The organism is Merdibacter massiliensis, from assembly GCF_900155395.1.
GTDB classification, from domain to species: Bacteria; Bacillota_I; Bacilli_A; order Erysipelotrichales; family Erysipelotrichaceae; genus Merdibacter; species Merdibacter massiliensis.
Map to the genome: position 1 here is coordinate 75,860 of NZ_LT699709.1, position 16,370 is coordinate 92,229.

19 protein-coding genes and 2 tRNA genes are annotated in these 16,370 nt (G+C 41.2%); 6 read left to right on the forward strand and 15 right to left on the reverse strand.

Annotated features, from left to right (window positions below):
• The 5 genes from BQ9859_RS01495 to BQ9859_RS01515 all read right to left on the reverse strand — a co-directional run bounded on the left by BQ9859_RS01495 (position 1) and on the right by BQ9859_RS01515 (position 5,406).
• The gene (locus BQ9859_RS01495) at positions 1-2,091 is read right to left on the reverse strand and encodes a sodium-translocating pyrophosphatase (RefSeq protein WP_235846366.1); all 2,091 of its coding nucleotides are present in this window, start codon (positions 2,089-2,091) and stop codon (positions 1-3) included.
• A 132-nt stretch (positions 2,092-2,223) separates the two neighbouring features.
• Positions 2,224-3,117, reverse strand: coding sequence for a carbohydrate kinase family protein (locus BQ9859_RS01500; protein WP_083662595.1), 894 nt, complete (start codon positions 3,115-3,117; stop codon positions 2,224-2,226).
• Positions 3,089-4,033, reverse strand: coding sequence for a TIGR03943 family putative permease subunit (locus BQ9859_RS01505; protein WP_075876435.1), 945 nt, complete (start codon positions 4,031-4,033; stop codon positions 3,089-3,091). The genes BQ9859_RS01500 and BQ9859_RS01505 overlap by 29 nt, the downstream gene beginning before the upstream one ends.
• A 1-nt stretch (position 4,034) precedes the next feature.
• Entirely contained in the window at positions 4,035-5,114 is a 1,080-nt protein-coding gene (locus BQ9859_RS01510) for a CobW family GTP-binding protein (protein ID WP_075876560.1), read from the reverse strand.
• Positions 5,115-5,226: 112 nt separating this feature from the next.
• The gene (locus tag BQ9859_RS01515) at positions 5,227-5,406 is read right to left on the reverse strand and encodes a hypothetical protein (protein ID WP_075876437.1); all 180 of its coding nucleotides are present in this window, start codon (positions 5,404-5,406) and stop codon (positions 5,227-5,229) included.
• 209 nt (positions 5,407-5,615) lie between these two features.
• Here BQ9859_RS01515 and BQ9859_RS01520 point away from each other — a divergent pair.
• Both BQ9859_RS01520 and BQ9859_RS01525 read left to right on the forward strand, forming a co-directional pair.
• Positions 5,616-5,692, forward strand: a tRNA-Ile gene (locus BQ9859_RS01520).
• Between the two features lie 20 nt (positions 5,693-5,712).
• Positions 5,713-5,788 (forward strand) — tRNA-Ala (locus BQ9859_RS01525).
• A gap of 102 nt (positions 5,789-5,890) precedes the next feature.
• Here the strand turns inward: BQ9859_RS01525 and BQ9859_RS01530 are convergent.
• Complete coding sequence (locus BQ9859_RS01530) at positions 5,891-6,292, reverse strand: F0F1 ATP synthase subunit epsilon (protein WP_075876439.1); 402 nt, start codon at positions 6,290-6,292, stop codon at positions 5,891-5,893.
• Between the two features lie 2 nt (positions 6,293-6,294).
• Complete coding sequence (gene atpD, locus BQ9859_RS01535) at positions 6,295-7,698, reverse strand: F0F1 ATP synthase subunit beta (protein WP_075876441.1); 1,404 nt, start codon at positions 7,696-7,698, stop codon at positions 6,295-6,297.
• 255 nt (positions 7,699-7,953) lie between these two features.
• On the opposite strand from atpD, the gene BQ9859_RS01540 reads away from it, so the two are divergent.
• Positions 7,954-9,123: an IS110 family RNA-guided transposase gene (locus BQ9859_RS01540; RefSeq protein WP_075876442.1), complete on the forward strand. Its 1,170-nt coding sequence runs from the start codon at positions 7,954-7,956 to the stop codon at positions 9,121-9,123.
• A 174-nt stretch (positions 9,124-9,297) separates the two neighbouring features.
• Here the strand turns inward: BQ9859_RS01540 and atpG are convergent, their stop codons facing one another.
• Genes atpG through BQ9859_RS01580 form a run of 8 tightly spaced genes read right to left on the reverse strand, consistent with a single transcriptional unit; the run spans position 9,298 to position 14,265 of the window.
• On the reverse strand, positions 9,298-10,134 hold the full coding sequence (atpG, locus tag BQ9859_RS01545) for an ATP synthase F1 subunit gamma (protein WP_075876444.1): 837 nt from the start codon (positions 10,132-10,134) through the stop codon (positions 9,298-9,300).
• A gap of 4 nt (positions 10,135-10,138) precedes the next feature.
• On the reverse strand, positions 10,139-11,656 hold the full coding sequence (atpA, locus tag BQ9859_RS01550; RefSeq protein WP_075876446.1) for a F0F1 ATP synthase subunit alpha: 1,518 nt from the start codon (positions 11,654-11,656) through the stop codon (positions 10,139-10,141).
• A 19-nt stretch (positions 11,657-11,675) separates the two neighbouring features.
• Entirely contained in the window at positions 11,676-12,215 is a 540-nt protein-coding gene (locus tag BQ9859_RS01555; protein ID WP_075876448.1) for a F0F1 ATP synthase subunit delta, read from the reverse strand.
• Entirely contained in the window at positions 12,203-12,724 is a 522-nt protein-coding gene (gene atpF, locus BQ9859_RS01560; protein ID WP_075876449.1) for a F0F1 ATP synthase subunit B, read from the reverse strand. The genes BQ9859_RS01555 and atpF overlap by 13 nt, the downstream gene beginning before the upstream one ends.
• 28 nt (positions 12,725-12,752) lie before the next feature.
• A complete protein-coding gene (gene atpE / locus BQ9859_RS01565; RefSeq protein ID WP_075876451.1) occupies positions 12,753-12,995 on the reverse strand; it encodes an ATP synthase F0 subunit C in 243 nt (80 codons plus the stop codon).
• Between the two features lie 22 nt (positions 12,996-13,017).
• Complete coding sequence (gene atpB, locus BQ9859_RS01570) at positions 13,018-13,719, reverse strand: F0F1 ATP synthase subunit A (RefSeq protein ID WP_235846367.1); 702 nt, start codon at positions 13,717-13,719, stop codon at positions 13,018-13,020.
• Positions 13,720-13,721: 2 nt separating this feature from the next.
• A complete protein-coding gene (locus BQ9859_RS01575) occupies positions 13,722-14,081 on the reverse strand; it encodes a hypothetical protein (protein WP_075876453.1) in 360 nt (119 codons plus the stop codon).
• Complete coding sequence (locus BQ9859_RS01580; protein ID WP_075876455.1) at positions 14,071-14,265, reverse strand: AtpZ/AtpI family protein; 195 nt, start codon at positions 14,263-14,265, stop codon at positions 14,071-14,073. Before BQ9859_RS01580 ends, BQ9859_RS01575 begins: the two co-directional genes overlap by 11 nt.
• Positions 14,266-14,634: 369 nt before the next feature.
• Between BQ9859_RS01580 and BQ9859_RS01585 the strand changes: the two genes are divergently transcribed.
• The 3 genes from BQ9859_RS01585 to BQ9859_RS01595 are packed head-to-tail and all read left to right on the forward strand — an operon-like array spanning position 14,635 to position 16,337.
• Positions 14,635-15,090 (forward strand): hypothetical protein, encoded by a 456-nt coding sequence (locus BQ9859_RS01585; RefSeq protein ID WP_075876456.1) that lies wholly within the window; start codon positions 14,635-14,637, stop codon positions 15,088-15,090.
• A gap of 16 nt (positions 15,091-15,106) precedes the next feature.
• Positions 15,107-15,589, forward strand: coding sequence for an RNA polymerase sigma factor (locus tag BQ9859_RS01590; RefSeq protein WP_075876458.1), 483 nt, complete (start codon positions 15,107-15,109; stop codon positions 15,587-15,589).
• Positions 15,582-16,337, forward strand: coding sequence for an anti-sigma-I factor RsgI family protein (locus BQ9859_RS01595; protein ID WP_075876460.1), 756 nt, complete (start codon positions 15,582-15,584; stop codon positions 16,335-16,337). Before BQ9859_RS01590 ends, BQ9859_RS01595 begins: the two co-directional genes overlap by 8 nt.
• Positions 16,338-16,370: the final 33 nt, after the last annotated feature.

A 16,370-nucleotide genomic window follows, 5' to 3' on the forward strand; every position in this document is an offset into this window, starting at 1 on the left:
TTAATAGAACAGAAAACTTAAGATCGGTGTTAGTTGCAGCAATACAGGAGCCAGGATCAATGAGATGACCGACATCAGTTTGATCAAGATATCCATTGCCGGACCTGCAGTATCTTTAAACGGATCTCCTACGGTATCACCCGTCACAGCTGCTTTGTGTGCTTCACTACCTTTTCCTCCGCAATTGCCGCTTTCAATATATTTCTTTGCATTATCCCATGCACCGCCTGCATTCGCCATAAACACCGCCAACATGATGGCAGACAACAAAGCCCCTAACAACATGCCTCCTAACCCCTTTGTTCCTAACAACAAACCAATCAGGATTGGTGAACAGACGGCAATCAATCCCGGAATGATCATTTCATGCAGAGCTGCCTGTGTTGAAATATCCACACACTGTGCATAATCCGGTTTGCTCTTTCCTTCCATGATTCCCGGATCGGCTTTAAATTGACGGCGAACCTCATCTATCATATGATTCGCTGCAGTTCCTACCGAACGAATGGTCAACGCAGTAAATAGATAAGGCAGCATTGCCCCGATCATCAATCCGATGATGACCCCTGGTTCCAACAATGAAATAGAATCCAGACCGGCTGCTTGTGCATAAGCAACGATCATGGCCAATGCGGTAAATGCAGCACTGCCGATGCAAAATCCTTTGCCTACTGCCGCTGTTGTGTTACCAACTGAATCCAATCGGTCTGTGATGCCGCGTACACGCTCATCTAGATCGGCCATTTCCGCAATTCCGCCTGCATTATCCGCAATGGGGCCGTACGCATCGACCGATACAGTAATGCCTGTCGTCGACAGCATGCCTACCGCTCCTAAAGCAATACCGTACATACCGAAGAACAGATAGCTGAATACGATACCGGCTGCCAATAACAACACAGTCAACATGGTCGACTTCATACCGATACTGAAACCGGAAATGATATTGGTCGCATGGCCTGTCAGACTTTGCTGGGCAATCTCCTTTACGTGATGATGTGCATCACTGGTATAATATTCAGCGATTTGACCGATCAGCACACCAACGATCAAACCGGATACAACGGCAAGGAAAGGAGACAATGTATGAAAAATGATCGAAGAACTTGCAAATGCACCAATCAATACGATTGCAGTTGCAACATAAGTAGCAATGCTCAATGCCTTCTGCGGATTGTTCCAATTACGGACGCGGATAAATGACTGTCCGATAATCGCTGCTATGATACCAACGGCAGCTATGATAAATGGAAAAATAGCAGCCTGCAGACTCGCATCTTTTCCGCCAATGCTGACAACCAGGCCAAGAGAAACTGCAGATACTAAAGCTCCGACATAAGATTCACATAGATCCGATCCCATACCAGCGATATCGCCTACATTGTCTCCTACATTATCAGCGATAACGGCGGGATTTCTCGGATCATCTTCGGGAATGCCCGCTTCTACTTTTCCTACCAGATCTGCACCGACATCAGCTGCTTTTGTGTAAATGCCGCCGCCGACACGGGCAAACAAAGCAATAAAGGAACATCCTAAACTATATCCTGCTACGACAGGAATGGCTGCATGCACATCTTTTAATACAACAATAAATAACAAGAACATTAACGCAAGACCCAGCAAGCCGAAGCCGACGACACAAAGTCCCAATACAGAACCGCCATTAAATGCAATATGCAGTGCTTTCCCCATACCACTTGTATTGGCTCCCTGTGCAACACGTGCATTGGCAGCTGTTGCTGCTTTCATACCGATAAACCCTGCTGCACCGCTGCAAACTGTACCAACCACAAAACAAAGTGCTCCGTTGATTCCTACACCGTCGATCCCATGCAAAGAAGGAATCATTCCTAATGACCCTAGCAGGATAGCAACAGCGACGATAAAAAAGATAATGATCTTATATTCACGTTTTAAAAAAGCCATTGCACCTTCGTAAATAAAGGAAGACAGCTCTTTCAACTTTGCACTTCCTGCATCTTCTTTTTTTACATGATGGTACAGCATACAGGCATACAACAACGCGATCATTGAAATCACAATGACAACGAAAAGAAAAATAATCAAACTGCTTTGATTCATTTCCATATGATATTCCCCTTCTTTCAATAATATGTAAGCGTTATCATCATTATAATATCAATTGTGAGTTTTTTCAATGTATTGCATCTGCATTCATTCTATGAATATCACAAAAAAAAGATGCACCGCATCTTTTTACTACTGATGAAGAGAACCATGTCGACCTAAAGCTAGCGCTGCAATCGAATTGGCAAAAAACAACATCTCTTTTATACTTGTTCCTTTATTTAACATAGCAAGACAGGCACCTGCATGGGCATCTCCCGCACCCACACAGTCTACGACCTTGCATGGAGATGCTGGAACATACACCAGCTGTTTGCCATCATATGCCATACTGCCATCCGCCCCCAGTGTAACAATTACTAATTGCTGAGTCAGAGCAAAGATCTTTTGAATAGCTTCTTCCCTTTGCCGACAACCGCTGAGCTCAAACGCTTCCTTTTCATTTATATGCAAGATAGGATGCAGCGCATAAAGCGAATTCCAGACAGCAGCCTGCAGAAGAATACCACGAGGCCCAGGCGCGAAAAATAAAGTTGCACTCACACCATCCAGCCAAGACAAGATTGCTGTATTTTCTGCTTGTTCAAGATCGATACCGCATAGATAAACATAGGCAAATGATTTTTCTCTCACCTGCTGCAATTTTTTTAAGGGATAGTGATATTCTGCACCATGCACCGATAAAAATGTTCGCTCTCCGCCTTCTTCGATCAAACAATAACAGCAGCCATTTTCTGCATCTTTTTCTTCAAAAATGATATTTGGGTCTTCTTGGACCAGTTCTTTTAGCTGCTGTGAATAGATACCTGTTCCCATTGAAGAAAGCAGAAGTGCCGATTGTCCGCAATAACGCATGCTTTGAAATACGTTATAAGCACAGCCGCCGATTTGAAAATGCTGTTCTTCCACATTGACATCCGCCATCGTCGCAGGCAGTTTTTGCATATACAGCAAAACATCCAAAGTCATGGATCCTATGATCAACGTATGCATATGATCAAGTGAAATAGACATATTCATCTGCATGGTCTTTCAATTCTTCTCTTTTGATTTCATCTAAAGCGCATACGTCCCCGCCATAACCTTCATCAAACTCTACACGGATCTTTCCGGTGATCCTTTGCCAGGTGAGCGGTTTGGGCTTCCACTGTTTTGTATATACCCACAGTCCGATCAAAGAAGTATCATCACTGCAGCATACCATCGCTTCTCTGCCTAATACATAAGCATTTGCTTTATTTTCATCTACAGGATAAACTTTCGCATTATAAGTGATCGTTTTTCCCTCATATTTTCGCGGATGTTCCAAAGCATCCATATACCAGATACCATAGTCATAATCTTCCAATATGATCGTATCTGCACTGGCATCAAAAGGCAATTCCTCTTCAGCTTTTGCACGAATCGTTCCATCCGCATTTTCATAGATCAGCTGTGCGCGTTTGTTCATCGCTTTGATATTATTACGCAAATACAGAGTTCTCGTAGAAGCATCACAACGATTAAATATGATCGTTTCACTATGACGTAATTGTTCATAGAGGATACTGCGCATATTGTTTAAATACAATTGAAAAGTGGAGGCATCCACAGTGGACAAGATCTGAACCAGTATCCAGCGCAGCGGCATTTCAACATCCAGGAATTGATCTACGCTCCACATTCCGTTAAATTCGATCATCACACGATCCGGATGAAACAGCTGTTCGCATTTTGCTAAAAAAGGTGCATTCAGTTTTTCCAATGCATTGACAGAAACAATTGTTGCGTGTACTTGCTCAGCCAATGCTTTGGTATAGCGTTCGCTCCCCTCTTCACACAATAAGACCAGCGTCTTTTCATCTCCCGTATTAAATCCGGGATCTTTTAATGTTTCCTGGATCAGGGTCGTCTTTCCACTTTCCAGAAACCCAGTGAACAGATATACCAAACATTCTGCCATTTCAGTCTACCTCAACGGTAAAGGATGCATCTGCATCTTCACGATCTGCTTTCTTTTCGCCTTCAAACAAAGTCAGCAATGCATCTTCCTTCAATTTAGAACCGATGACACAATAACGTCCCGCATAGGTTGCTTCCCCTTCACGAATTTCATATTCCTGCGGCGTTACATCAAAGTAATACCACGTATTCTCTCCCTGTACGATTCCTTTTGCACGCAATACGACTCCATAACGATCATCTTTTGCTAGTTCTTTTACGATAGTTTCCAACTGTTCTTTTGTATATTTCTGCACGGTTTCTTTACCCCAGCTGGTAAAGACCTCATCTGCATCGTGATCATGATGGTGGTGATGATGATGTTCATGATCATGATGACAGCAGCATTCTTCTTCCTGCGCATGATCATGGTCATGTTCATGGTTATGGTCATGTATGTGACCGCATACTTCACAAACATCTTCTTCCTCCATCAATTCCTTGCCAAGATCTTGGCTGTTTTCCAATGCCTGTGCAATCGCTGCTCCGCTGAGTTCTTCCCAAGGCGTTGTCACGATAGGCGCATTTGCATTCAATGTACGCAACAAGGCAACGCTCTCCTCAATCTGTTGAGCATCTGCATTTTGTGTGCGGCTCAATAACAATGCATCTGCATATTCGATCTGATTATTAAAGAATTCACCAAAATTTTTCTGATACATCTGACATTTCAACACATCCACAACTGTCGCGCTGCTTCCCAGTTGCAAAACATCGGACACATTCAATACGGCACGTTTTACATCCGATAATTTACCGACTCCGCTTGGTTCGATGATGATACGATCTGGATGAAACTGTTCGATTACTTTATGCAATGCTTTCGTAAAATCTCCAGATAAAGAACAACAGATACAGCCGCTGTTCATCTCCGTGATTTCCACGCCCGCATCTTTTAGGAAACCGCCGTCAATTCCAATCTCCCCAAATTCATTTTCGATCAATACGACCTGTTCCTGATCATATACTTCTTTGATCAGTTTTTTGATCAGCGTTGTTTTTCCAGCTCCTAAAAAACCAGAAATGATATTTACTTTTGTCACCTTAACCATCGTCCTTTCCTGATTGATTCCAGTGCTTATTATACCACGATTCCCTTATTTTGAAGATTCGTTTGCAAAGGAAAAAAGCAGAGATCTTCTGCTTTTTCCTTCATCATTCTAAATAGATGATATTACGGATCACGATTCGCTGACAATTTGTTTCTTCTTGCAGCTGTTGTATCCATTCTTGCAAATAAGCACCATTTAGTGGCATTTGTTTTATGCAATAGTCCTCCTTTTCTTGATCACCTTGATAGCACACATAGTAGATCAATGCTTCCCCTTTTTTCATACTATCGCCTCCCGCGGCTACTATAACAGAACGATTTTGCATATTTTGTCGAATAATGTCGAATATCCAAATTTATCTACTACAGATTTACTAATTTCCTCCTATTCTGGATTTTACTGGCATCAGAAAATATTAAATATAAAAAATGCATTTTTTTATTGACATAACACAAACACAGTGATATTATAAATGAGCAATTCGATGGAAACGGGCCTGTAGCTCAGGTGGTTAGAGCGCACCCCTGATAAGGGTGAGGTCGTTGGTTCAAGTCCATTCAGGCCCACCATTGAATTTTTATATACAGATGGGGTGTTAGCTCAGCTGGGAGAGCACCTGCTTTGCACGCAGGGGGTCAGGAGTTCGATCCTCCTACGCTCCACCATTTAGTTTCTAACTCGAACGTGGTTCGGGTTTTTTTATTTTGTCAAATCAGCAATCAGAAAAGTGGTCTCTTCAGTCATTTATACTGCTTGAGACCACTTTTTTACATAGGCATATTTTCTTTGATATGAATTCGATTGATTGCTTTCTGCAACGCAATCTCTGCCCGTTTCATATTCATATCACTTTCTTGTGAAGCCAAACGTCTTTCAGCACGCTCTTTCGCTTTTTTTGCACGTTCCAGATCGATTTCATCCTCACTTTCAATGGAATCTGTCAAGATACGCAATTCATTGTTTTGAAAATAGAGCATACCGCCAGCTATTGCATAACGGTTGCGTTCATTTTCTTTCACAAGTTCTAATTTACTGATTGCTAGCATCGCTACCATCGGCATGTGATTCGACAATAAGCCAAATTCACCTTCCACGCTGCGTGCATTTACTTGCGCTGCTTCTCCAGTGAAATATAAACCTTTCGGTGTGATGATTTTTACATTGATCATCGTTATGCACCCATTTCTTTTGCTTTTTCAACAACTTCTTCCACAGTTCCCGCAAACATGAATGCCTGTTCCGGAAGATCATCATATTTTCCGGCCAATATTTCTTTAAAGCTGCGGATCGTGTCTTCTTTCGATACATATTTACCCGGTATACCGGAGAACACTTCTGCTACATTGAACGGCTGTGACAAGAAGTTACGTACACGGCGGGCACGATTGACCGTGATCTTGTCTTCTTCACTTAATTCATCCATACCCAAGATAGCAATGATATCCTGTAATTCTTTATATCTTTGCAGCAAGGTCTGCACTCCACGGGCAACGGCATAATGTTCCTCTCCTACTACAAGCGGATCCAAGATCCTTGAACTGGACTCTAAAGGATCTACTGCCGGATAAATACCTAAAGAAGCGATTCCACGATCCAAAACCGTTTTTGCATCCAAGTGTGTAAACGCAGTTGCCGGAGCCGGATCGGTCAAGTCATCGGCAGGTACATAGATTGCCTGCACAGAGGTGATGGAACCATCTTTTGTCGAAGTGATGCGTTCTTGCAATGCGCCCATTTCTGTTGCTAACGTTGGCTGATACCCTACAGCACTCGGCATACGGCCCAGCAAAGCACTTACTTCACTGCCTGCCTGTGTAAAACGGAAGATGTTATCCACAAAGAACAATACATCCTGATGTTCGACATCACGGAAATATTCCGCCATTGTCAAACCAGTTAGACCAACACGCATTCTGGCACCGGGAGACTCGTTCATCTGCCCGTAAACCAATACGGTTTTATCTAGAACACCGGAGTCCTTCATCTCATGATACATATCATTTCCTTCACGCGTACGTTCTCCTACACCGGTAACGACGCTTCGTCCGCCATGTTCTGTCGCAATATTATGGATCAGCTCCTGGATCAATACCGTTTTTCCTACACCGGCGCCGCCAAAAAGACCAATTTTTCCACCTTTTGCATAAGGGCAAAGCAAGTCAATGACTTTAATTCCTGTTTCCAGCATTTCTGCACTGGTCTGCTGTTCTGCAAATGATGGAGCACTTCGATGAATCGGCATCCGTTTGACAGTTGATGGCAGCGGTTCTTTTTCATCGATCTCACGGCCAAGCACATTGAACATGCGGCCCAGCACTTCTTCACCTACCGGTACGGAAATCGGTGCTCCCTGGTCAACGGCTTCCATACCGCGCACCAAGCCGTCGGTCGAATCCATGGCGATACAACGCACGCGTTCATCACCGATATGCTGCGCTACCTCCACGATCAGCGGTTTTTCTCCTTTTAACGGGATCTCAATGGCATTCAACAGCTTTGGAAGCTCCCCGCTTTCAAACAGGATATCGACAACTGGTCCAATGACCTGTACAATTTTACCTTTATTTATACTCATATGTCCTCTTGTATGATACAAATGTACCTTGTCGTAGCATTCATATCACTTTTCCTTTCCAACCTTTTATATAATGTAGATAGAACCTTAGTACTCTTATATATTTATGTGGTTTATCTACTCAAAGGAGAGTGAATCTATAGGATCTTATTACATCTGTTTATAGCTGGATAGGTTTTGATATCTTCATGTCACGCAAGTTTACACTAGTAAGACCACTATAGAATGACAAGGTTCTAGAAAGGTGGTCTTTTTATGTCTAAACTGTTTTGTGGTATCGACGTTGCTAAATTTGAACACGTCGCAAGTATCTATGATCCTTCTACTGGTGAAATGATTCTTGATTCACTTCATTTTGATAATAACGATAAAGGTTTTAAAACATTATTATCTTCTCTTTCTAAATTGAACAAACGTTGCGAAATACTGATTGGTTTTGAATCAACCGGTCACTATCATCAGGTCTTATTCAATTTTCTAACTTCCAAGAAATATAAGTGTTTTTTAATCAACCCTTATATGACCAGTAAGTTTAGATCTATTTCTTTGCGTGATGCCAAGAATGACGATATCGATTCCAGAGCCATCGCAAAGTTCTTATCGTTTGAATATAAATCTTTGATTGAACAAGAATTCTTAAGCAGCGAATTGAAAGAGCTGGTTAATCAAAGACATTTCTTAATAATCGAGTCTTCAAAAATGAAAATCAAGCTAAAATCATATCTCGATAGAACATTTCCTGAACTTGAATCCATTGTTGATATCAACACAGCTGCTATTCGAGCTATTTTAAAGGAGTATCCAACCGCTAATTCTATATCTGAAGCTAGAATAGATAAACTAAAGAATCTAGCTAAAAAGGCTTCTAAAGGTAAATATTCTCTATCAAAAGTTGAAGCTGTTAAAGAAGCAGCTAAGACTTCAATCGGAATTCACTCTTTAAGCATTGGTTTGAATATCATTCAATGTATTGAAACTTTAGAACTAAAAGAAAGGCAGATTGATAGAATCGAAAAAGAAATCAAAGAACATCCTACTGTGCTTGATTCTCCTTTACATCAGTTAATTGGGATTAACGATATAGAAATCGGTTATATCATGTCTGCCATTATTAGTATAACTCGTTTTAGCTCTCCAGAAAAGATAGTAGCTTATGCAGGTTTAGATCCAAAGGTTAGACAATCCGGTACATGGAAGGCAAATACGACTAGAATGTCCAAAAGAGGAAACAAACTATTAAGATATGCTTTGATATGGACAGCTTTCAATATGACCAGAAGACCTGGACCTATGAAAAACTATTTTGCGCTAAAGAAGTCTCAAGGAAAGTCTCACTACAACGCCTTAGGACACTGTGCAACAAAACTTTGTCGTTACATTTTCTGGATACTTAATCATCCTGATTCAAACTTTGAATACCAATAATTTCAAACAATATTTTCATAAAACAAACTTTTTTATATAAATATATCATTTATAGCTATTCGTTATTTAAGACTACTTATATAACTGAGCTTTCGTATACCCTAAATATACTTTATTGAATTTTGACAATTCTTATCTTTTTTTACTTGACAGATTCATAGCTGGTCTCCTTTGCTACAAAGCATTCGCTCCGCCTACGATCTCTGTGATTTCTTGTGTGATCGCAGCTTGACGAGCCTGATTAAACGATAACTCTAACTGCTCTTTTAGATCCTGTGCATTGTCCGTTGCATTTTCCATCGCATTTTGTCTGGAACCTTGTTCACTGGCTTTTGTTTCCAGCCAATAACTATACAACATCGACTTTAGAAACATCGGAATCAAAGTATCCAAGATTGCATCCCCTGCGGGTTCGAAAATCATGGACTGCCGGTTAGAAGTCATCTCTTCTTTTTTATCTACAGGAAGCAGTCTTTCCAAACGTGGTTCAAATGTCATAGAATTGACAAAGTTCGTATATAACACCTGAATGCTTCCAATCTCTTTGTTCACATACAGCTGCAAAGCTTCCTGGGCTATAGCCGCAATTTCTTCATATCCTTCTTCATTGATCCCTTGCAGTGATCGTATCACATGATACCCATGCCGTCTTACCCAAGCATTGCCCCGGCTGCCTACGATGATGATCGGATCTTCTTTTTTCACATTCTCTTCCAGAATGCGAAATGTATTGGCATTATAACCGCCGCATAGCCCCATATCGCTGGTATATACAATGGTCAATGCCGGTTTTTGTGCATCATGGACCAAATAAGGATGTGTACTGTCAAAAAGATTTGCCAATATATCATCAATGCTTTCTTTCAGATACTTGGCATATTCTCTATTTTCTTCCATGCGGGATTTGCACTTTTTTAATTTGCTGGCAGCAACCAGCTGCATGGCACGCGTGATCTTCATCGTCGAATCTACCGAACGGATCCGACTCTTGATCTCTAACTTACTAGCCATAAGACTAACCCTTCAAAGAAACGAATACGTCTTTGAATGCTTCCAACGCAGTTTTGATCTTCTCCTCCAATTCTGGAGAAATTGCTTCTTTTTCATCTAATTCGGCGATGATGTCCGCATGTTGTTCATGCATGTATGCATGCATCTTCTTTTCATAATCTGCAATATCTTTCACTTCGATATCACGCAAGAATTTATATTTTGCTGCAAACAATGAGAGCACTTGCTCACTTACGGTCAACGGTGAATACTGCGCCTGTTTCAATAATTCGACCAAACGCTCACCATGATCTAAAGTTGCTTTTGTTGCCGGATCCAGATCACTTCCAAATTGTGCAAATGCCTGTAATTCGCGATACTGTGCCAGCTCCAGTTTCAAACTTCCTGACACCTGTTTCATTGCTTTTACTTGTGCACTGCTGCCAACACGGGATACTGATAGACCGCTGTCTACGGCAGGACGGACACCAGAGTTGAATAATTCAGTCTGCAAGAAGATCTGTCCATCCGTAATGGAAATGACATTTGTCGGAATATAGGCAGCGATATCCCCCGCCTGCGTTTCGATGATTGGCAATGCAGTCAACGAACCTGCACCCAGTTCGTCATTTAATTTTGCTGCTCTTTCCAATAATCTGGAATGCAAATAGAAGACATCGCCTGGATACGCTTCTCGTCCAGGAGGACGACGCAGCAATAAAGACATTGTACGATATGCCACTGCATGCTTGCTGAGATCATCATATACGATCAGCACATCTTCCCCGTTTTCCATCCATTCTTCACCGATCGCACAACCTGCATAAGGCGCGATGTATTGTAACGGGGCAGCCTCGCTGGCTGTAGAAGAAACGATCGTTGTGTATTCCAATGCGCCATTTGCACGAAGCTTTTCAACGATCTGAGCAACCGTACTTGCTTTCTGTCCGATTGCCACATAAATACATTTTACATTTTTTCCTTTTTGATTCAGGATCGTGTCAACAGCAATTGCCGTCTTTCCTGTCTGTCGGTCGCCAATGATCAGCTCACGCTGTCCTTTGCCGATCGGAATCATCGAATCGATACACTTCAGCCCCGTCTGCAACGGTTGATGTACCGATTTTCTTGTCATGACACCAGGTGCCACGCGCTCTACTGGACGGTACTTGTCTGATTGGATCGGATCGCCTCCATCAATGGCTTGTCCTAATGCATTCACGACACGTCCAAGCATACAATCTCCAACAGGAACCTCCACAATGCGTCCTGTTCGTTTTACTTCATCGCCTTCTTTGATATTGGCGTCAGAACCCATGATAACAGCACCAACGTGCTCTTCTTCTAAGTTCAACGCCATTCCATATACATTGCCAGGGAAAAGCAGCAGCTCTCCGGCCATGGCATTTTCTAGTCCATAGATCAAGGCAATTCCATCACCAACTGTGATGATCGTACCGGTTTCACTGACTTCGAGTGTATCATCATAGCGTTTGATCTGCTCTTTGATGATCTTGCTGATTTCTTCCGGTCTTAAATTCACCTTTTGCCACCTCACATTTCTATAACGTTGTATTGATTACGCTTTCTTTCATTTTTTCCAGCCGTTTTGCGGCGCTGTTATCCAGCACCTCATCATTGATCTTGATACGTACGCCCGCAATCAACTCTTTATGTATGCTGGTCTTCATTTCAATCGTTTTGCCTGTGTGTTTTTCTAACATCTTCTGCAATGCATCTTTTTCTTCATCGCTTAACGCTCTGGCGCTTTGTACGTAAGCAACTTCAATATCATGTAATGCATTGTATTTTTTGATAAATACTTTTACGATTTCAGAAAAATGAGCAAATCGGCTCTTATCGATCAACAATGAAATAAAATGAAGAAGATACGGATCTTCTTGTCCCATGATCTGGCACAAGACTGCCTTTTTTTCTTTTTTCTCTATTTTTGGATGTTTTAAGAACTGTTTTAATTCTTCATTGTTATTGACTGTCTCATCCAATGCGCATAAAGCTTCCTTAAAATGGTCCGCTTTCCCACACTCATTTGCCAATTCAAACAGTGCTTCTGCATAATTTTGTGCAACTAAGCCTGCCATTTTTCTTCACCAGCTTCTTCGATAAAATCTTCCACATATTTCTTATGCGTCGTTTCATCCAGTTCTTTCTCCACGATCTTCTTCGCCGCAAGAAATGCTACTTCACTGATTTCTTCTTTCAGCTGTTCTCTGACCTTTACTTTCTCGTTTTCAATATCCAGCGCTGCCTTTTCTTTGATCGCATTTGCACTTTCCTGTGCCTTTGAAACGATCGCATTTGCCTCTTTACTTGCAGCACTTTTGGCATTGGCCATCAATTGTGAAGCTTCCGCTTTCACATTTGCCATCTTTTCTTCATATTGCGCTTTCAACTGTTCGCTTTGCTCTAAATTTGCTTTTGATTCATCCAGTTGCGACTGAATGAATGCTTGGCGCTGATCCAGATATTCGTGCACATATTTCCAAAAAAACTTTTTTACGATGAAAACGATCAAGAGGGTAGAGATCAAAACCAATACAGCATCGTATAGATTGATTCTGAGATAGTCGTCAATATTAATAATATCCATTGGGCCATTACCCTCCTCAATCTTGTTGTTAAGCCTTTAAGAAAATCAGCAGAAGAGCAACTACCAGGGCATAGATACCTGTTGTTTCTGCCAACGCAATACCCAATACCATGATGGAACGGATCTTGCTTGCTGCTTCTGGATTACGTCCAGTTGCTTCTGCACCTTTGCTTGCTGCAATACCTTGTCCAATACCAGGACCAAGACCAGCGATCATTGCAATACCAGCACCTAAACATGCCATACCAGCTACAAATTCTTCATTAAACATTTTTTATTCCTCCTATTTTCATTTATATTTCTTCCCGATCGCAAAATTCCCCAAGGAAATACGATGCTAACGTAAAGAAAATATATGTTTGCATAAATGCAGTAAAGATATCAAAATACATATGTAAAAATGGTGTCACTACATACAACAATGCGGTAAAGGGCATAAATGCTTTTACCAGCATGTAAAGAAGTGTAACGATGATCGTGCCGCCCAGCATATTGCCGAATAAACGCAGTGTCAACGATACCGGGAAAGCCAAATCACCAATCACATTCAGCGGAAACAGAAATGCAATCGGTTCACACCAACCTTTCAATTTTCCAATCACGCCGTGTAAACGAATATCTGTCCCATGAATCAGCAAGAACATCATCATGACCAAAACCAGATCCAAGGTTAGATTGGACGTAGGAGACTGCAAGCCAAGCAGTCCCAACAAATTGGAGATAACCATCATGATCATGACAGTTCCCATAAAAGGGAGATATTTCCACGTCTTGTTGGTCAAATTTGCTTTTAACACACCCATACAGATATTTACGAGCTGTTCGAATACAAGAACGACCCCTGTAGGAGCTTTGGTTGGATCTGCCTTTTTGAATTTTGTCCCTGCCCAGCAAAGCAAAATCATGACAAAAAGGCCAATGATCATCCACAAGAGAATGCTCATGTGAAGCTCAATCGATAACCCGCCAATGTGAATAATCATCTCATTGGTCAAACTTAAGAATCCTCCTTTCTATTTAACAGTGTGATTCCTTTGATGCTCAGGCTGATACAAAGAAAGCCTAACAACATCAACAATATATTCAATCCAGCTTTTGCCCCTAAAAACATGCAGACAAAATAGATCAAATAACGAAATATGTATGCATTCAGCATTTTTCTTTTTACATTGCCATAACGTTCGATATGGGCCGTCGAAAACAAAATCAGCACAAATCCCAAGATGCTCAGGATACCGCCTAACCATATGGAACAAATATACAGGATATCTTTTCCAAGCAGAAATACAATGGCCGACATCACAAATAAAATACCAACTGCAACACGAATAATCAAGCGGTATAACTTATCTTCCATCGGGATCTTCCCCCGTTTCTTTGATCAATAAATAAAAACTTCCACCTATGGAGTAGATCAAAAGTGCAAACATGATCCAAGGAGTCGTTGAAAATTGCTCATCGAGCCATTTTCCTAACAATATTGAAACGATGCATCCCACTACCATACGGGAAGTAAATTTAGTGACTGTTTTATTTTTCATTTATCTTATACCTGACTGTGATCTTAATAACATGCAGAAATGGGCACCTCTTAATTTCTTATTATAGCGGAAGCAAATTGACATATACATGTATTTTTAAAAATGGCCTCTGTGCATGCATACAGAAGTCATCACTTCTCATGTTCCTGTAACGAAAATGGAACCTCATTTCTATTGCCTATTATATAATTGAAACCCTGTTTTGTAAATCATGACTTCCCTTCTCTTATCTTTCCAAAAGAAATCTGTCCCATATGCTATAATGAAGTTGAATTTCCTATTTTTTTCTTTTTTTGAATGGTTTATTCCCTTTCATTCGTAGTATAAGTGAAGGCGGGTAAAAAAGAAAACCGCAAAGGAGGAAATACAATGAATAAAAAAATGAAAAAAGTTGTTTTTGGAATGATCGTTGGCGCAACGACACTCTCTATTGGAACTTCCGTATTATTTGCTGCCGAGACCAGCGGGGGAAACAATTATGTTGATGTGAACCAGGATGGTATCTGTGATTATTTACAAGATACTTCTGCTGTCATGCAGTCTGCCATTTCCAATTGTAACCAGCCATCCAACGGATATGTAGACAATGATCAAGACGGAATCTGTGACAACTATGGCACAGGCAACAATTACGTAGATGAAGATCAGGACGGTATCTGTGATCACTTTCAACAAAACAGTGCCCGTGGGCAAGCAGGCAGTCCAGGGGTAGGAAGAGGACAAAGTTATCAATATACAGATGAAGATCAAGACGGCATTTGTGATCATTATGCATCCAGACCATTAGATGGTTCTGGAAACCAATATCGAAGAGGCAGAAATTAGAATGTAGGTGAGAGGTATGCGAAGTGAAGCAGAAATCAATCAGGCAATCGAACGCTATTCTGACATGGTCTGGCGCATTTGTATGCTGCATTTAAAGAATCATGCGGATACAGATGACATATTTCAAACTGTCTTTTTAAAGTACGCTTTATACAAAGGAACTTTTGAAAATGAACAGCATGAAAAAGCCTGGCTGATCCGCGTTACGATCAATGCTTGTAAAGATCTATTAAAAAGCTTCTTTCGCAACCGTACGATCTCCTTGGAAGAGGTCATGGAACAAGCTTCAGCCTTGCAAAATGACGATAAAGGTGTTTTAGAGGCAGTTTTATCCCTTCCGCAAAAATACCGCGATGTAGTCTATCTGCATTATTATGAAGGATATACGGCACCAGAACTCAGCAAGATCTTACACAAGAATGTCAATACGATCTATACCTTATTGACGCGTTCCAAGCAACTGCTAAAAAAACAGCTTGGAGGTGATGATGATGAATAAAAGAATCAAGAGAACTTTTGATCAAATACATGCAGATACACAAACCAAAACACAGACCAAAGAATATGTGATGCAGCAGATCCAGCACCATTCCAAACATGGTTCGTCTACTAAACGTGCACTGATTCCAGCCATCGCTTGTTTGTTTCTGCTCTTCTTTGGTGGAAGATGGTTATTTTTTACACCGACCGCTACCATCAGCATGGATATCAACCCTTCCATCGAATTAAACGTTAACCGCTTCAATCAAGTGATAGGTGTTCAAAGCTACAATGATGACGGGGAAAAACTATTAGAATCCCTGGATGTTCTTTATATGGATTATGAACAGGCAGTGGATACGATCATGAACAATGAAATGATCGCTTCTCTGCTTGAACAAGATGAAATCATGAGCATTGCAGTACTGGGAAGCAATGACACACAAACAGAAACTATTCTCAAACAGATTCGATCCTGTACCAATTCACAACACACATACTGCTACCGCGGAGATGCAGAAGAGTTGCAGGATGCACACGCTTCCGGTCTCTCCTATGGCAAATACAAAGCCTATCTGGATCTGAAAGAGGTGGATCCATCTATTCAAATAGACGATGTGAAAAATATGACCATGCGTGAAATAAGAGAACAGATCATCGCTGCTTCTCATTCAGATTCCGATGCATTGTCAAGCATTCCCGGCATGAATGGAAATGGAAACGGAAAGAAAGATGGGAATGGATATCAAAAAGGAAAGAATTCGTGAAAGAAAACGGATTGTCATTGTACAATCCGTCTT